General features: G+C 56.0%; 14 protein-coding genes and 3 tRNA genes. 13 read left to right on the top strand and 4 right to left on the bottom strand.

The window, feature by feature from the left end:
* Window positions 1–15 precede the first annotated feature (15 nt).
* The gene (gene asd, locus WFO70_RS19005) at window positions 16–984 is read right to left on the bottom strand and encodes an archaetidylserine decarboxylase (RefSeq protein ID WP_337018382.1); all 969 of its coding nucleotides are present in this window, start codon (window positions 982–984) and stop codon (window positions 16–18) included.
* Between the two features lie 100 nt (window positions 985–1,084).
* Window positions 1,085–2,137 (bottom strand): small ribosomal subunit biogenesis GTPase RsgA, encoded by a 1,053-nt coding sequence (gene rsgA / locus WFO70_RS19000; RefSeq protein WP_337018380.1) that lies wholly within the window; start codon window positions 2,135–2,137, stop codon window positions 1,085–1,087.
* A gap of 107 nt (window positions 2,138–2,244) precedes the next feature.
* Between rsgA and orn the strand changes: the two genes are divergently transcribed.
* From orn to WFO70_RS18980, 4 genes are all read left to right on the top strand, one after another.
* A complete protein-coding gene (gene orn, locus WFO70_RS18995; RefSeq protein ID WP_337018378.1) occupies window positions 2,245–2,790 on the top strand; it encodes an oligoribonuclease in 546 nt (181 codons plus the stop codon).
* A 197-nt stretch (window positions 2,791–2,987) separates the two neighbouring features.
* A tRNA-Gly gene (locus WFO70_RS18990) sits at window positions 2,988–3,063 on the top strand.
* Between the two features lie 150 nt (window positions 3,064–3,213).
* Window positions 3,214–3,289: transfer RNA gene (locus tag WFO70_RS18985), tRNA-Gly, on the top strand.
* A gap of 36 nt (window positions 3,290–3,325) precedes the next feature.
* Window positions 3,326–3,401: transfer RNA gene (locus WFO70_RS18980), tRNA-Gly, on the top strand.
* Between the two features lie 270 nt (window positions 3,402–3,671).
* Here the strand turns inward: WFO70_RS18980 and queG are convergent.
* Window positions 3,672–4,811: a tRNA epoxyqueuosine(34) reductase QueG gene (gene queG / locus WFO70_RS18975; RefSeq protein ID WP_337018376.1), complete on the bottom strand. Its 1,140-nt coding sequence runs from the start codon at window positions 4,809–4,811 to the stop codon at window positions 3,672–3,674.
* On the opposite strand from queG, the gene nnr reads away from it, so the two are divergent.
* The 9 genes from nnr to hflC all read left to right on the top strand — a co-directional run bounded on the left by nnr (window position 4,810) and on the right by hflC (window position 15,068).
* Entirely contained in the window at window positions 4,810–6,336 is a 1,527-nt protein-coding gene (gene nnr / locus WFO70_RS18970; protein WP_337018374.1) for a bifunctional ADP-dependent NAD(P)H-hydrate dehydratase/NAD(P)H-hydrate epimerase, read from the top strand. The genes queG and nnr overlap by 2 nt on opposite strands.
* Entirely contained in the window at window positions 6,329–6,790 is a 462-nt protein-coding gene (gene tsaE / locus WFO70_RS18965) for a tRNA (adenosine(37)-N6)-threonylcarbamoyltransferase complex ATPase subunit type 1 TsaE (RefSeq protein WP_337018372.1), read from the top strand. The genes nnr and tsaE overlap by 8 nt, the downstream gene beginning before the upstream one ends.
* A gap of 16 nt (window positions 6,791–6,806) precedes the next feature.
* Window positions 6,807–8,141, top strand: coding sequence for an N-acetylmuramoyl-L-alanine amidase AmiB (gene amiB, locus WFO70_RS18960; RefSeq protein WP_337018370.1), 1,335 nt, complete (start codon window positions 6,807–6,809; stop codon window positions 8,139–8,141).
* Between the two features lie 9 nt (window positions 8,142–8,150).
* Window positions 8,151–9,998, top strand: coding sequence for a DNA mismatch repair endonuclease MutL (mutL, locus tag WFO70_RS18955; protein ID WP_337018368.1), 1,848 nt, complete (start codon window positions 8,151–8,153; stop codon window positions 9,996–9,998).
* Entirely contained in the window at window positions 9,991–10,941 is a 951-nt protein-coding gene (gene miaA / locus WFO70_RS18950; protein WP_337018366.1) for a tRNA (adenosine(37)-N6)-dimethylallyltransferase MiaA, read from the top strand. The genes mutL and miaA overlap by 8 nt, the downstream gene beginning before the upstream one ends.
* An 85-nt stretch (window positions 10,942–11,026) precedes the next feature.
* Window positions 11,027–11,335: an RNA chaperone Hfq gene (gene hfq / locus WFO70_RS18945; RefSeq protein WP_032616179.1), complete on the top strand. Its 309-nt coding sequence runs from the start codon at window positions 11,027–11,029 to the stop codon at window positions 11,333–11,335.
* Between the two features lie 77 nt (window positions 11,336–11,412).
* The gene (gene hflX, locus WFO70_RS18940; RefSeq protein WP_337018364.1) at window positions 11,413–12,693 is read left to right on the top strand and encodes a ribosome rescue GTPase HflX; all 1,281 of its coding nucleotides are present in this window, start codon (window positions 11,413–11,415) and stop codon (window positions 12,691–12,693) included.
* 114 nt (window positions 12,694–12,807) lie between these two features.
* Window positions 12,808–14,064: an FtsH protease activity modulator HflK gene (gene hflK, locus WFO70_RS18935; protein WP_337018362.1), complete on the top strand. Its 1,257-nt coding sequence runs from the start codon at window positions 12,808–12,810 to the stop codon at window positions 14,062–14,064.
* Between the two features lie 2 nt (window positions 14,065–14,066).
* The gene (hflC, locus tag WFO70_RS18930; protein WP_106994046.1) at window positions 14,067–15,068 is read left to right on the top strand and encodes a protease modulator HflC; all 1,002 of its coding nucleotides are present in this window, start codon (window positions 14,067–14,069) and stop codon (window positions 15,066–15,068) included.
* Between the two features lie 68 nt (window positions 15,069–15,136).
* Here the strand turns inward: hflC and WFO70_RS18925 are convergent, their stop codons facing one another.
* The gene (locus WFO70_RS18925; RefSeq protein ID WP_337018360.1) at window positions 15,137–15,427 is read right to left on the bottom strand and encodes a hypothetical protein; all 291 of its coding nucleotides are present in this window, start codon (window positions 15,425–15,427) and stop codon (window positions 15,137–15,139) included.
* Window positions 15,428–15,535: the final 108 nt, after the last annotated feature.

The raw sequence follows: 15,535 nt of genomic DNA, 5'->3' as shown, positions 1-15,535 counted from the left end.
TCAGTTTACCTTTGCTTAGCTTTCGTCTTTTTTGTCATCAACCAGCGGGCTGGCGTCGAGTTCGGCAGTGATCTCTTCTGCAGACAGCGGGGCAGGCTCTGCGTCCGTTGTCACGAAGGGCTCAGTCGACACTGCCAGCGGCTGGCCGAGTTTGGTGACGGACAGACTTTCGAGCTGCTCAACCAGCTGCACTTTACCCGGAGCAAACAGGTTAATGACGGTGGAGCCGAGCTTGAAGCGGCCCATCTCCTGGCCCTTCAGCAGCGCTACGGAACCTTCGCTTTCACCAGCAGGCCAGGTCCAGCGTTTGATCACGCCTTCGCGCGGCGGGGTGATGGTGCCGGCCCAGACGGTCTCAATGCTGCCAACAATGGTAGCACCCACCAGAATCTGCGCCATTGGGCCAAACTCGGTGTCGAACAGGCAGATAACGCGCTCGTTACGGGCGAAAAGGTTCGGCACGTTTTGCGCGGTCAGGTGGTTTACCGAGAACAGATCGCCCGGCACGTAGATCATCTCCCGCAGAATGCCGTTACACGGCATATGCACGCGGTGATAGTCGCGTGGTGACAGGTAGGTGGTGGCAAAGGAGCCATTGCGGAACAGATCCGCCATCAGGTAGTTACCTGCCAGCAGGGCTTCCAGGCTGTAGTTGTGGCCTTTAGCCTGCAGGATCTTATCGTTTTCGATTGAGCCCAGTTGGCTGATTACGCCGTCAGCAGGCATCACCAACACGTTCGGGTCGGTATTCAGCGGGCGGACTTCATCGCGCAGCGCACGCACAAAGAAATCGTTGAAGGTGCGGTAGCTGGCGGTGTCTGGCTTCTGCGCTTCCCGCATATCGACCTTGTAGTATTTCACGAACAGATCGATCACCAGCTTGGTCAGCCAGCCCGCTCGTTTGCTCGCGCCCCAGCCCGCCAGGCGAGTGAGCCACAGTTTTGGCAGAATGTATTGAAGCGAAAGTTTAAATGAGTTTAACAAGGTAGCCTCCAGGCCATTGTTTTTGTCGTTCCTGATCCGGCTGTCAGACAGCCGGAACCTGAAAAAAGGGGGACGATTTTAGCGACGCTTAGCTTAGTTGTCAGTCACCAGATTCAGAAAAGCTTTTACGCGTTTTTACCTGCGCCATGCTGTCAAGAATATGGTGATAGTTGGCAAAACGGGTTTCTGCAATTTCACCGTTTTCAACCGCGGCACGAATGGCGCAGCCAGGGTCGTTATCGTGCTTACAGTCGCGGTATTTACAGGCGCCTAAATAGTCGAGGAATTCGACAAAGCCGTTAAAGATTTGATCGGGTTCGAGATGCCACAGGCCAAATTCACGCACCCCCGGGGAGTCGATCACATCGCCGCCGTGCGGGAAGTGATACAGACGCGAGGCGGTGGTGGTGTGCTGACCCAGACCGGAGTTGTCAGAGACATCGTTGGTCAGGATCTCCTGCTGCAGACCGAGCAGGTTGTTCAGCAGGCTGGATTTACCCACGCCGGACTGACCGGCAAAAATGCTGATGCGATCGGTCAATGCCTCTTCGAGCGGCTTCAGGCCATTCTGCGTCCGGCTCGAGACCATCAGCACGCGATAGCCAATCTTGCGATAAATATCCATCTGCTCATTAACGAAGTCCATGCCTTCGCCATCGAGCAGATCGATCTTGTTCAGGACAATCAGCGGTTCAACCTGCAGGGTTTCACAGGCGACGAGATAACGGTCGATGATATTCAGCGACAGCTCGGGCAGGATCGCCGAGACAATGACGATCTGATCGATATTGGCGGCAATAGGTTTTACGCCGTCGTAGAAGTCGGGGCGCGTCAGAACCGACGTGCGCTCATGCACGGCTTCAACGATACCCTTCACCGTTACGCCTTCTGCTGCGGCTTTACCCGGACGCCATACCACACGGTCACCGGTCACCAGCGAGCGAATAGTGCGGCGGATATTGCAGCGGTGAACGTCGCCATCGCCTGATTCCACATCGGCATGCATACCGAAGCGGCTAATCACGATGCCTTCTGCGGGCTCGCCAAACAGGTTGTCGTCATAATCGACCTTCTCCGAAGTGGTTGTAAGACGGCGCTGGTGATTGGCTTTCACGCGGCGCTGCTGCCCTTTGGAGAGTTTATTTTTACTCAATCGTGCTGGCTCCTGGTCGCCCATATTGGGCAAAACCTCTATGATACACACTAATTAATACTAGTTAACCTGCCACGGCCGGTTATACGAGAAGGGTGGAAAATAACATGAGTGCAGATGAAAACAATCTGATTTGGATCGATCTGGAGATGACCGGCCTGGATCCCGAGCGCGATCGCATTATTGAGATCGCCACGCTGGTGACCGACGCGAACCTGAATGTGCTGGCGGAAGGGCCGACCATTGCCGTGCATCAGTCAGACGAGCAGCTGGCACTGATGGACGACTGGAACGTGCGCACTCACACCGGTAGCGGGCTGGTGGATCGCGTTAAAGCCAGTCAGCTTGGCGATCGTGAAGCCGAACTGGCCACCATTGAGTTTCTTAAACAGTGGGTACCGCAGGGCAAGTCACCAATCTGCGGCAACAGTATCGGCCAGGATCGCCGCTTCCTGTTTAAGTACATGCCGGAGCTGGAAGCGTATTTCCACTACCGTTATCTCGATGTCAGCACCCTGAAAGAGCTGGCCCGTCGCTGGAAGCCGGAGATGCTGGACGGCTTTAAGAAGCAGGGCACGCACCAGGCGATGGACGATATCCGCGAGTCAGTGGCGGAACTGGCTTACTACCGCGAACATTTTATTAAACTATAAGCGGCAGGCCCGGCAGGACATGCTTGTCGGGCTTAAGCGGTTAAAACGATTTAATAATGCGCAATGTGACGAATATTGCAGCACTTGAACTGAATTTATAAAAAAACGCTTTTGGGGGGGTTGCAGCAGAAAGGATTTCTCGTATAATGCGCCTCCCGTAACGACAGAGAATTCATCGTTACGACAGCACAGATTTTGCGGGAATAGCTCAGTTGGTAGAGCACGACCTTGCCAAGGTCGGGGTCGCGAGTTCGAGTCTCGTTTCCCGCTCCAAATCTTTCGCTGCGCAGTAAGACCACCAATCGCAGGATTTCAAGTTGCAACAAGACGGCAACTGAACGAATCCTTAGGAGCTTACTAAAGTAAGTGACTAAGGTGAGTGAAGGCAGCCAACGCAGTGGCGGCTTGAAAGACGAAGATTAAGCGGGAATAGCTCAGTTGGTAGAGCACGACCTTGCCAAGGTCGGGGTCGCGAGTTCGAGTCTCGTTTCCCGCTCCAAAATTTGAAAGGTATCGCAAGATACGCACCACCCAAGCGGGAATAGCTCAGTTGGTAGAGCACGACCTTGCCAAGGTCGGGGTCGCGAGTTCGAGTCTCGTTTCCCGCTCCAAATTTTTTCTCCTCCTCCAGATATCCACCGCGGAAAGCCCCGCCGGGGATGATTTGTTTCATTTCTGACAAACTCTTCTTAACAGACTTATCCACAGCTTTGTCTTTTTTCTGGGAATATCCAGATACTTCGCCTGATGAATAGTAACTTTCTAATTTATTGAAAAATATAAAGAATATTTCATTTCAAAATGTTAAGTCGATCACTTGACCTGTAGCCGGGCCCAGCGTACTTCGGGCTTTTAAATTTTATTCACAGCCTGTGGAAACATCATGCATCCCGTGGTAGCCCTTTTTCCACCACCCGTACCAGCCTGATTTTCTGCGGTAATTGCACCTCCACAACACAGGCGTTTCGTTTGGCGATTTGCTGCGCAACCGCCCACTCTATGTGTTCATCGAGAAGTGGGTGCTCACCTCGGCGACTTTCCAGAGCCTGAAGATTGGCTTCGTCCCAGGGGGCATTTCCCAGCGCGACCGCGATATTTCGCAGCCAGCGCAGATGCCCGATGCGGCGAATCGCCGATCCCTCTGTGACTTTCAGAAACCAGGCCTCGCTCCAGGCAAACAGCTCAATGAGCGGCGGGGCATGCAGGGCCTTGCGCGGGCTAAAGTCGTCCTCGTCCGTTAACTGTGAATAACGGTTCCACGGGCAGATCAGCTGACAATCATCGCAGCCATAAATACGATTGCCGATTAACGGCCGAAACTCTTCCGGGATCGCCCCTTCAAGTTCGATAGTCAGATAGGAGATGCAGCGGCGGGCATCGACGGTGTAAGGCTCAACGATGGCGCCGGTGGGGCAGATGGTCATGCAGGCCACACAGCGCCCGCAGCCGTCCTCGACCGGCTTATCCACCGGCAGAGGGAGATCGATCAGCAGTTCACCGAGGAAGAAGAAGGAGCCAGCGTCGCGGCTGAGGATAAGTGAGTGCTTACCTGTCCAGCCAAGCCCGGCTTTTTCCGCCAGCGGGCGTTCAAGGAGAGGCGCGGAATCGACAAAGGGTCTAAAATTCAGCGTGGCGCATTGCTGCTGGATCATTTCCCCGAGTTTTTTGAGCCGGTTACGCAACAATTTATGATAATCACGTCCCAGCGCATAACGGCTGACATAGCCCAGCGTCGGGTCTTTTAGCGTACTGGCAAAGGCGGCCCGGGCGGGAAGGTAGTTCATACGCACGCTGATCACGCGCAGGGTCCCTGGCAACAGTTCATGCGGGCGGGCGCGCATCATGCCGTGACGCGCCATCCACTCCATCTCGCCGTGGTATTGATTATCCAGCCATGCCTGGAGCTTTGGCTCACTGGCAGAGAGATCGGTATCGGTGATACCCACGTGTTGAAAACCAAGCTCAGCGCCCCACTGTTTAATGTTTTGCGCTAACTGATTGAGATCGAGGGGCTGTGACATGACGGACCATACTGTGAAGAAAAACCCCGCAAGTATACCACACTCTGTCTGGCCAGCGGAGGCGCTACGTCGCGTCGAAAAAGAGGCGGCAGACAGCATCGGCATGACGCTTTATGAGCTGATGCAGCGCGCGGGTGAGGCGGCTTTTGCCGTTGCCCGCGCGGCGTATCCGCAGGCCAGACACTGGCTGATCCTGTGCGGTCATGGCAACAACGGCGGCGATGGCTATGTGATTGCCCGCCTGGCGCTTGCCGCCGGTATCACCGTGACGCTGCTGGCGCTGGAGAGCGAAAAACCGCTCCCTGAAGAGGCGACAAAAGCGCGCGAAATCTGGCTGGAGGCGGCGGGGGTGATCCACGCCGCGGATATGGCCTGGCCGGACGGCGTCGATCTGATTGTCGACGGCCTGCTGGGAACCGGTTTACGCAGCGCGCCACGCGACAAGGTCGCCCGATTAATTACTCATGCCAACCAACATCCGGCCCCTGTCATTGCGCTGGATATCCCCTCCGGGCTGAATGCGCAGACGGGCAACACGCCCGGTGAAGTTATCCACGCCGACCATACGGTGACCTTTATCGCCCTTAAACCCGGCCTGCTGACCGGCAAAGCGCGGGATGTGGTCGGCGTGTTGCACCATAACGCCCTCGGGCTTGAGAGCTGGCTCGCGGGTCAGGAGGCGGCAATCAGCCGCTTTGATACCTCGCAGCTGGCAAACTGGTTCCCTCCGCGTCGTCCCACCTCCCATAAGGGCGATCACGGCCGACTGGTGATTATCGGCGGCGACCACGGCACCGCGGGTGCTATCCGCATGACCGGCGAAGCGGCGCTGCGAACAGGAGCCGGGCTGGTACGCGTCCTGACCCGCCGGGAAAATATCGCCCCGATCGTCACCGCCCGGCCTGAGCTGATGGTGCACGAACTGACCGCCCAGGCGCTGGATGAGAGCCTCCAGTGGGCCGATGTGGTGGTGATTGGCCCCGGTCTGGGCCAGCAGCCGTGGGGGAAAGAGGCGCTTCGGAAGGTGGAGAATTTTCGTCACGCCATGCTGTGGGATGCTGACGCGCTGAACCTTCTGGCAATCAACCCGGATAAACGTCACAATCGCATCCTGACGCCGCACCCCGGCGAGGCCGCGCGGCTGCTTAACTGCAGCGTTGCAGAAATTGAAAGCGATCGCTTACATTCTGCCCAGCGTCTGGTAAAACGTTACGGTGGTGTAGTGGTGCTGAAAGGCGCGGGCACCGTCGTCGCCAGTGAGAGCGGACTGTCAGGAATCATTGATGCCGGTAATGCTGGCATGGCGAGCGGCGGCATGGGCGATGTGCTTTCCGGTATTATCGGGGCGTTGCTCGGACAGGGACTCGCGCTTTATGATGCCGCCTGCGCAGGTTGTGTCGCCCATGGTACAGCGGCCGATCGGCTGGCCGACCAGTACGGCACGCGCGGCATGCTGGCAACCGATCTTTTTGACACGCTGCGGCGTGTTGTTAACCCGGAAATAATTGACGTAGAAAATGATTAATCGAGTGATCCCTTTATCCGACGAACAGGCAACTTTAGATCTTGGCCAGCGCGTGGCGCAGGCCTGCGAGGGCGCAACCGTCATTTATCTGTATGGTGACCTTGGCGCGGGAAAGACCACCTTTAGCCGGGGCTTCTTACAGGCGCTGGGGCATCAGGGAAATGTGAAAAGCCCGACCTATACGCTGGTTGAGCCCTACACCCTCGACAATCTGATGGTGTATCACTTCGATCTCTATCGCCTTGCCGATCCTGAAGAGCTGGAATTTATGGGGATCCGTGACTATTTCGCCAACGATGCCATCTGCCTGGTAGAGTGGCCGCAGCAGGGAACAGGCGTCTTGCCTGATCCGGATGTTGAAATTCACCTGGAGTATCAGGCGCAAGGGCGTGAAGCCCGCGTCACTGCTGTCTCCGAATCAGGAAACGCCATACTGGCGCGGTTAGCCGGTTAAAAGAAGAGATAACGGGATGATTAATCGCGTTAAGAGTTGGTTGATGGCTGCAACGGTGCTGTTTTGTGCACAGGCCGGGGCGGCAACCTTGTCCGATATTCAGGTATCCAACGGCGACAGTCAGGCCAGGATCACCTTCAGCTTTATGGGCGATCCTGAATACGCGTTTTCGCAGGACGATAAACGCAGCGTCGCGCTGGATATTAAACAGACCGGTGTTATCAAGGGGCTGCCGCTCCAGTTCAGCGGCAACAACCTGGTGCACAGCATTCGTTCCGGTACGCCGAAAGACGATCAGTCCCTGCGTCTGGTGGTCGATTTAACGCAGAACGGCAAGACCCGGGCGGTGAAGCAGCAGAACGGCGCGAACTATATGGTGATCTTCACCATCAACGCCGACGCACCACCGCCACCTCCGCCGCCGCCAGTGGTGGCGAAGCGGGTGGAAACGCCGGTTATTGCGCCGCGCCCTTCAGAGCCGGCCCGCAATCCGTTTAAATCCGGCAGCGATCGTATTACCAGCGTCACCAGCAGCAACACGGTGACCCGTCCGGCGGTGCAGGCGCGCCAGGCTAACGGCGATAAAGTCATTATTGCGATTGATGCCGGACACGGTGGCGATGATCCCGGTGCCATCGGGCCGGGCGGTACACGTGAGAAGAACGTGACCATCGCCATTGCCCGTAAGCTGCGGACCTTGCTGAACGACGACCCGATGTTTAAAGGCGTGTTAACCCGCGACGGCGATTATTTTATCTCGGTCATGGGCCGTTCTGACGTGGCACGCCAGCAGAACGCTAATTTCCTCGTCTCTGTGCATGCCGATGCGGCTCCTAACCGCAACGCGACGGGGGCATCCGTATGGGTGCTGTCCAACCGTCGTGCTAACAGCGAAATGGCAAACTGGCTTGAGGAACATGAAAAGCAATCCGAGTTGTTAGGCGGGGCAGGTGACGTATTGGCGAACAGCCAGTCGGATCCCTACCTGAGCCAGGCGGTACTGGATTTACAGTTCGGCCATTCCCAGCGTGTCGGGTATGATGTGGCGACTAACGTCCTGAATCAGCTGCAAAGCGTCGGTTCCCTGCACAAGCGCCGCCCGGAACATGCCAGCCTGGGCGTGCTGCGTTCGCCGGATATCCCGTCCATTCTGGTGGAAACGGGCTTTATCAGTAATAACGGCGAAGAGCGCCTGCTGGGCAGCGACAATTACCAGCAGCAGATTGCCGAAGCGATCTACAAAGGCCTGCGCAACTATTTTGATACGCATCCGCTCCAGTCTGCACCGCAGGGTGGCGCGGGTCAGACTGCCAGCGCCGTCTTACCGGGCGAGTCGACCTCGACCAACTAAGGAGATTTCATGCCGATTCAGGTTCTGCCGCCGCAGCTTGCGAACCAAATCGCCGCCGGTGAGGTGGTGGAGCGACCTGCGTCGGTAGTGAAAGAGCTGGTGGAGAACAGTCTCGATGCGGGCGCGACCCGCATCGACATTGATATTGAACGCGGCGGCGCGAAACTCATTCGGATCCGTGATAACGGCTGCGGCATCAAAAAAGAGGAACTGGCACTGGCGCTGGCGCGTCACGCCACCAGCAAAATCGCCTCTCTCGACGATCTCGAAGCCATTATCAGCCTCGGTTTTCGCGGCGAAGCGCTGGCCAGTATCAGCTCCGTCTCCCGCTTAACGCTCACCTCCCGCACTGCAGAACAGCCTGAAGCCTGGCAGGCTTACGCCGAAGGCCGGGACATGGACGTGACGGTGAAACCCGCTGCGCACCCGGTGGGCACCACGCTGGAAGTACTGGATCTCTTCTACAACACCCCCGCGCGGCGCAAGTTTATGCGCACCGAGAAAACCGAATTCGGCCATATCGACGAAATTATTCGCCGCATCGCGCTGGCGCGTTTCGATGTCACCATCAACCTGAGCCATAACGGCAAGATGATGCGCCAGTACCGCGCCGTGGCGCAGGGTGGACAGAAAGAGCGCCGCCTGGGCAGCATCTGCGGTACGTCATTTCTGGAACAGGCGCTGGTCATCGAGTGGCAGCATGGCGATCTGACCCTGCGCGGCTGGGTGGCGGATCCAAAAGCGAGCAGCGCGGCTTTTGCTGAGATCCAGTATTGCTACGTGAACGGGCGCATGATGCGTGACCGTCTGATCAACCATGCGATCCGCCAGGCGTGCGAGGATAAACTCGGTGCCGGAGAACAGCCCGCTTTCGTGCTGTATCTGGAGATCGACCCGCATCAGGTGGATGTGAATGTCCATCCGGCGAAGCATGAAGTACGTTTTCATCAGTCGCGGCTGGTGCATGACTTTATCTACCAGGGCGTGCTGAGCGTATTGCAGCAGCAGGCCGAGCCGACCCTGCCGTTGAGTGACGTCGAGCCCGCGCCGCGTCCGATTCCGGAGAACCGCGTTGCGGCGGGCAGAAACCAGTTTGCTGAACCGGCTGTCGCCCGCGAACCCACCGCACCGCGCTTTGCATCCGGCGGTTCAGCTCCGCGTGCGTCGGGGGCCAGCTATCCCCATGCCCAGCCCGGCTATCAGAAGCAGGCGGGCGCGGTCTATCGCACGCTACTGGATACCCCGGCTCCGGCGCAGAAAACAGAAGAGGTGGCGCCTGCGGCCTCTACGCTGGAGGGGCATAGCCAGAGCTTTGGTCGGGTACTGACTATCGTCTCGCCGGATGCCGCCCTGCTGGAGCGTGACGGTCAGCTGGCGCTGCTATCCCTGCCGGTGGCCGAACGCTGGTTAAAACAGGCGCAGCTTGCGCCCGGTCCACATCAGGCCTGCGCCCAGCCGCTGCTGATCCCGGTGCGGATAAAAATCTCGGCGCAGGAGACGCAGGTCATCCAGCGCCATCAAAAGGCGCTGGCTGAAATGGGCATCGAAGTGGTGACCGAAGCGCACCATGTCACGCTTCGGGCGGTGCCTTTACCCTTACGCCAACAAAATTTACAAAACTTGATTCCTGAACTGATAGGCTACCTGGCGCAACAAACGACGTTTGATGCCGCCAACACCGCGCAGTGGATCGCCCGCCAACTGGCCAGCGAACATTCTACGTGGAGTATGGCGCAGGCGATCACGGTGCTGGCGGAGGTTGAACGCCTTTGTCCGCAGCTGGTGAAAGCCCCGCCGGGCGGTTTGTTGCAACCTGTAGATCTACAAACGGCTAAGAACGCCCTGAAAAATGAGTGACTTGAGTAATACCAGCCTGCCTAAGGCGATATTTTTGATGGGGCCAACGGCCTCCGGTAAAACCGCGTTAGCCATTGAGTTACGTAAAGTTTTGCCAGTAGAGTTGATTAGCGTTGATTCCGCCCTTATTTATCAGGGGATGGATATTGGTACGGCAAAGCCTAACGCGGAAGAATTACGCGCGGCACCGCACCGATTACTCGACATTCTTGACCCGGCGCAGGCTTACTCGGCGGCAGATTTTCGTCGCGATGCGCTGGCACAGATGGCAGAAATCACCGCAGCAGGACGTATCCCCCTGTTAGTGGGTGGAACAATGCTCTATTTCAAGGCCTTACTGGAAGGGTTGTCGCCGTTACCCTCGGCTGACCCGGCGGTAAGAGCAAAGATTGAGCAACAGGCGGCAGAGCAGGGATGGGGTGCGTTGCATGAGCAACTGGCGGAAATCGATCCGGTTGCCGCAGCACGTATTCATCCAAATGATCCGCAAAGGCTTTCCCGGGCACTGGAAGTTTTTTTCATTTCGGGTAAAACTTTAACGGAACTGACGCAAACGTCAGGAGAGGCTCTGCCGTATCAGGTGCATCAGTTCGCCATCGCCCCGGCGAGCCGTGAACTGCTCCATCAGCGAATTGAGCAGCGTTTTCATCAGATGTTAGCTTCAGATTTTGAAGCAGAAGTGCGGGCGCTATTTGCCCGTGGAGATTTGCATACGGATATGCCTTCCATTCGTTGTGTGGGTTATCGCCAGATGTGGTCATACATTGAAGGTGAGATTTCACATGATGAAATGGTTTATCGAGGTATTTGCGCCACGAGACAGTTGGCGAAACGCCAGATAACCTGGTTGCGCGGTTGGGACGGTGTTCACTGGTTAGACAGTGAAAAGCCTCAACAGGCGTTACATGATGTATTACAGGTTGTTGGTGATATCGCAGACTGAATGTGTACAATTAAGCCGTATCGTGCGCAATTTTTCAGAATCGCAAGGTTCTAAGTACAAAACAAGCATATAAGGAAAAGATAGAATGGCTAAGGGGCAATCTTTACAAGATCCGTTCTTGAACGCACTGCGTCGTGAACGTGTTCCAGTTTCTATTTATTTGGTGAATGGTATTAAGCTGCAAGGTCAAATTGAGTCTTTCGATCAGTTCGTGATCCTGTTGAAAAACACGGTCAGCCAGATGGTCTACAAGCACGCGATTTCTACTGTTGTTCCGTCTCGCCCGGTATCTCATCACAGCAATAACGCTGGCGGCGGCTCCAGTAACTACCATCATGGCAGCAACGCGCAGGGTTCTTCTGCGCCTGCGCAGGACAGTGAAGAAACCGAATAAGGTTACTGGCTGTTATTTCCATATCGGGGAGCCAGGTTTTCTGCGTTCCCCGCTGATCTTTTTTGAGAGGTTTACGCTTGTTTGACCGTTATGATGCCGGTGAGCAGGCGGTGCTGGTACACATCTATTTTTCGCAAGACAAAGATATGGAAGATCTCCAGGAGTTTGAAGCTCTGGTCTCTTCCGCCGGTGTCGAAGCAATGCAGGTGATTACCGGTAGCCGTAAAGCGCCGCACCCAAAGTATTTTGTTGGTGAAGGTAAAGCAGTAGAGATTGCGGATGCCGTTAAAGCGACTGGCGCATCGGTCGTGCTTTTTGATCACGCCCTGACTCCGGCCCAGGAACGCAACCTGGAACGTCTGTGCGAATGCCGTGTGATCGATCGGACGGGTTTGATTTTAGACATTTTTGCTCAACGTGCACGTACCCATGAAGGGAAATTGCAGGTTGAGCTGGCGCAGTTGCGCCATCTGGCGACGCGCCTGGTGCGCGGCTGGACACACCTTGAAAGACAGAAAGGCGGGATTGGTTTGCGTGGCCCGGGTGAAACCCAGCTCGAAACCGACCGTCGCTTGCTGCGTGGCCGTATAACGCAGATCCTCTCCCGGCTGGAAAAAGTTGAGAAGCAACGTGAGCAGGGGCGCCGCTCCCGACAGAAAGCAGACATTCCGACAGTGTCGCTGGTCGGTTATACCAACGCCGGTAAATCCACCCTGTTTAACCAGATCACTGAGGCCCAGGTGTATGCCGCAGACCAGCTGTTTGCGACCCTGGATCCGACGCTGCGCCGCATTGATGTGACGGACGTCGGTGAAACCGTGCTGGCGGATACCGTTGGGTTTATCCGTCATTTGCCGCACGATCTGGTGGCCGCATTTAAAGCCACCCTGCAGGAGACCCGCCAGGCGACGTTGCTGTTGCACGTGATTGACGCCGCGGATGTACGTCTGCAGGAAAACATTGATGCAGTGAATATCGTGCTGGAAGAAATTGACGCGCACGAGATCCCGACGCTGCTGGTGATGAACAAAATCGATATGCTCGATGGCTTCGAGCCGCGTATCGACAGGAATGAAGAGAACATACCGATTCGGGTCTGGCTTTCTGCCCAGACCGGTGTCGGTGTACCACTGCTTTTCCAGGCTTTAACAGAACGTCTTTCCGGTGAAGTGGCTCAGCACACGCTGCGTCTGCCACCCGAGGAAGGCAGACTGCGCAGCCGTTTTTATCAGCTTCAGGCGATAGAAAAAGAGTGGATGGAGGATGACGGCAGCGTGGGGATGCAGGTGCGTATGCCGATCGTTGACTGGCGTCGCCTCTGTAAACAAGAACCTGCGCTGGTCGACTACGTCGTCTGACCGGAAAGGAGATGCCTGAAGGTTTTTCCCTTTGGGATACCCAAATCGTCATGGATGCTTCGGCATGCAGGCGTTTGAAGGTATATCACCGCATAACAAATATGGAGCACATACATGGCGTGGAATCAGCCCGGTAATAACGGACAAGACCGCGACCCGTGGGGGAGCAGCAATAATCAAGGCGGCAACTCCGGGGGAAATGGCAACAAAGGTGGTCGCGAGCAGGGGCCACCCGATCTGGATGATATCTTCCGCAAGCTGAGTAAAAAGCTGGGCGGTCTTGGCGGTGGTAAAGGCACTGGCGGCGGTACGGGTCAGGGGCCACGTCCTCATATGGGCGGTCGTGTGGTCGGCATTGTTGCGGCGGCAGCCGTGATTATCTGGGCTGCCAGCGGGTTCTACACTATCAAAGAAGCCGAGCGTGGTGTTGTCACCCGTTTTGGTAAATTCAGCCATCTGGTTGAGCCAGGCCTGAACTGGAAACCAACCTTTATCGATGACGTTACTGCGGTGAACGTTGAGTCGGTGCGTGAACTGGCGGCGTCCGGCGTGATGCTGACGTCCGATGAAAACGTCGTGCGCGTTGAGATGAACGTGCAGTATCGCGTGACCGATCCACAGCACTATCTGTTTAGCGTGACCAGTGCCGATGACAGCCTGCGTCAGGCTACCGACAGCGCCCTGCGTGGCGTGATCGGTAAATACACCATGGACCGTATTCTGACCGAAGGTCGTACCGTTATTCGTAGCGATACCCAGCGCGAGCTGGAAGAGACCATCCGTCCATACAACATGGGTATCACCCTGCTGGACGTCAACTTCCAGGCTGCTCGTCCGCCGGAAGAGGTGAAAGCGGCGTTTGACGATGCGATTGCTGCCCGTGAAAACGAACAGCAGTACATCCGTGAAGCGGAAGCGTACATCAACGAAGTTCAGCCGCGTGCAAACGGTCAGGCACAGCGTATCCTCGAAGAGGCGCGCGCCTACAAGACTCAGACCATCCTCGAAGCTCAGGGTGAAGTGGCGCGTTTTGCGAAGCTGCTGCCTGAATATAAAGCCGCACCGGAAATCACCCGCGAGCGTCTCTATATCGAGACCATGGAGAAGGTGCTGAGCCATACCCGTAAGGTACTGGTGAATGACAGCAAAAATGGCAACCTGATGGTTCTGCCACTGGATCAGATGCTGAAAGGCGGTAACGCCGCTGGCGCGAAGAATGACACCAGCGGAGCGAATAACCTGCTGCGCCTGCCACCGGCGTCTACAGGCAACTCCAGCGCAAATACCACCTCTTCTTCAAACGATGGTGACATCATGGACCAACGCCGCGCCAACGCGCAGCGTAACGACTACCAGCGTCAGGGGGAATAACGATGCGTAAGTCAGTTATTGCGATCATCATCATCGTGCTGGTCGTGCTTTATACCTCTATCTTTGTCGTCAAAGAGGGTGAGCGCGGAATTACCCTGCGTTTTGGCAAAGTCCTGCGTGACAGCGAAAACAAACCGCTGGTTTACGAGCCGGGTCTGCACTTTAAGATCCCGATGATCGAATCGGTTAAAACTCTGGATGCCCGTATCCAGACGATGGATAATCAGGCCGATCGCTTCGTGACCAAAGAGAAGAAAGACCTGATTGTCGACTCGTACATTAAGTGGCGCATCAGCGATTTCAGCCGTTACTACCTGGCGACCGGCGGCGGTGACGTCTCCCAGGCCGAAGTGCTGCTGAAACGTAAGTTCTCTGACCGTCTGCGTTCTGAAATTGGTCGTCTGGATGTGAAAGACATCGTTACCGACTCCCGTGGTCGTCTGACTCTGGAAGTGCGTGATGCGCTGAACTCCGGCTCTGCAGGCACGGAAGATGAAGTGACCACTCCAGCAGCTGACGACGCAATCGCCAAAGCGGCTGAGCGTGTTCAGGCTGAAACCAACGGCAAAGTGCCGGTGATCAACCCGAACAGTATGGCCGCGTTAGGTATCGAAGTGGTGGACGTGCGTATCAAGCAGATCAACCTGCCGACCGAAGTGTCCGAAGCGATTTACAACCGTATGCGCGCTGAGCGTGAAGCGGTAGCCCGTCGCCATCGTTCACAGGGTCAGGAAGAGGCTGAGAAGCTGCGCGCAACCGCAGACTATGAAGTGACGAAAACGCTGGCAGAAGCGGAACGTCAGGGTCGTATCCAGCGTGGTGAAGGTGATGCCGAAGCCGCGAAACTGTTCGCTGATGCGTTCAGCCAGGATCCGGACTTCTACGCCTTTATCCGTAGCCTGCGTGCCTATGAAAGCAGCTTCCAGAGCAATCAGGACGTTATGGTGCTGAGCCCGGACAGCGATTTCTTCCGCTATATGAAATCACCGACGACCAGCCGCTGATTTTAAACGCGTGAAAAATAAAATGGCGCCTCTGTGAGGCGCCATTTTTTATTCGGTTCCGTGTTGAATCAGTTACCTAACCATTTATTCAGCAGGCCGCCGATAACCGGCAGATTTGCCAGCGTTGTTTCAATGGTACCGCCTAGAGATGAACCCAGCGATTTACCCATATTAGCCCCTAACTCCGGTGCCAGAGTGGCAAGGTTCACCGTGCCTAACAGCGGAATTTCAATGTTTAGCATGTCTCCGCCCATCGACCATGCCGCAGCACCCAGTTTGCTGCCGAAAGCGGCCAGTTCATCCTGCAACCATCCCGCACCGCTGACACATTCCAGTTCAAATTGTGTTAATTCTTTCATGATAATCATCCTAATTATGCAGTTATAAGGCGTCTTTGACTAAGAACGCGCAAAGATACTGGCAATATTTAAAATGTTCAGCAATACCAAGCGTTTATGAATTTTATT

Origin of the sequence: Leclercia sp. AS011, assembly GCF_037152535.1 — a bacterium.
GTDB lineage: Bacteria > Pseudomonadota > Gammaproteobacteria > Enterobacterales > Enterobacteriaceae > Enterobacter.
Note: the sequence above shows the minus strand (reverse complement) of the source record. Positions and strands in the feature narration are given on the sequence as shown.

Bases quoted from the DNA above. Each gene is read 5' to 3' on its own strand.
- orn (WP_337018378.1), top strand. From the start codon at position 2,245: ATGAGTGCAGATGAAAACAATCTGATTTGGATCGATCTGGAGATGACC.
- nnr (WP_337018374.1), top strand. From the start codon at position 4,810: ATGACGGACCATACTGTGAAGAAAAACCCCGCAAGTATACCACACTCT.
- queG (WP_337018376.1), bottom strand. From the start codon at position 4,811: ATGTCACAGCCCCTCGATCTCAATCAGTTAGCGCAAAACATTAAACAG.
- tsaE (WP_337018372.1), top strand. From the start codon at position 6,329: ATGATTAATCGAGTGATCCCTTTATCCGACGAACAGGCAACTTTAGAT.
- amiB (WP_337018370.1), top strand. From the start codon at position 6,807: ATGATTAATCGCGTTAAGAGTTGGTTGATGGCTGCAACGGTGCTGTTT.
- mutL (WP_337018368.1), top strand. From the start codon at position 8,151: ATGCCGATTCAGGTTCTGCCGCCGCAGCTTGCGAACCAAATCGCCGCC.
- miaA (WP_337018366.1), top strand. From the start codon at position 9,991: ATGAGTGACTTGAGTAATACCAGCCTGCCTAAGGCGATATTTTTGATG.
- hfq (WP_032616179.1), top strand. From the start codon at position 11,027: ATGGCTAAGGGGCAATCTTTACAAGATCCGTTCTTGAACGCACTGCGT.
- hflK (WP_337018362.1), top strand. From the start codon at position 12,808: ATGGCGTGGAATCAGCCCGGTAATAACGGACAAGACCGCGACCCGTGG.
- hflC (WP_106994046.1), top strand. From the start codon at position 14,067: ATGCGTAAGTCAGTTATTGCGATCATCATCATCGTGCTGGTCGTGCTT.
- WFO70_RS18925 (WP_337018360.1), bottom strand. From the start codon at position 15,427: ATGAAAGAATTAACACAATTTGAACTGGAATGTGTCAGCGGTGCGGGA.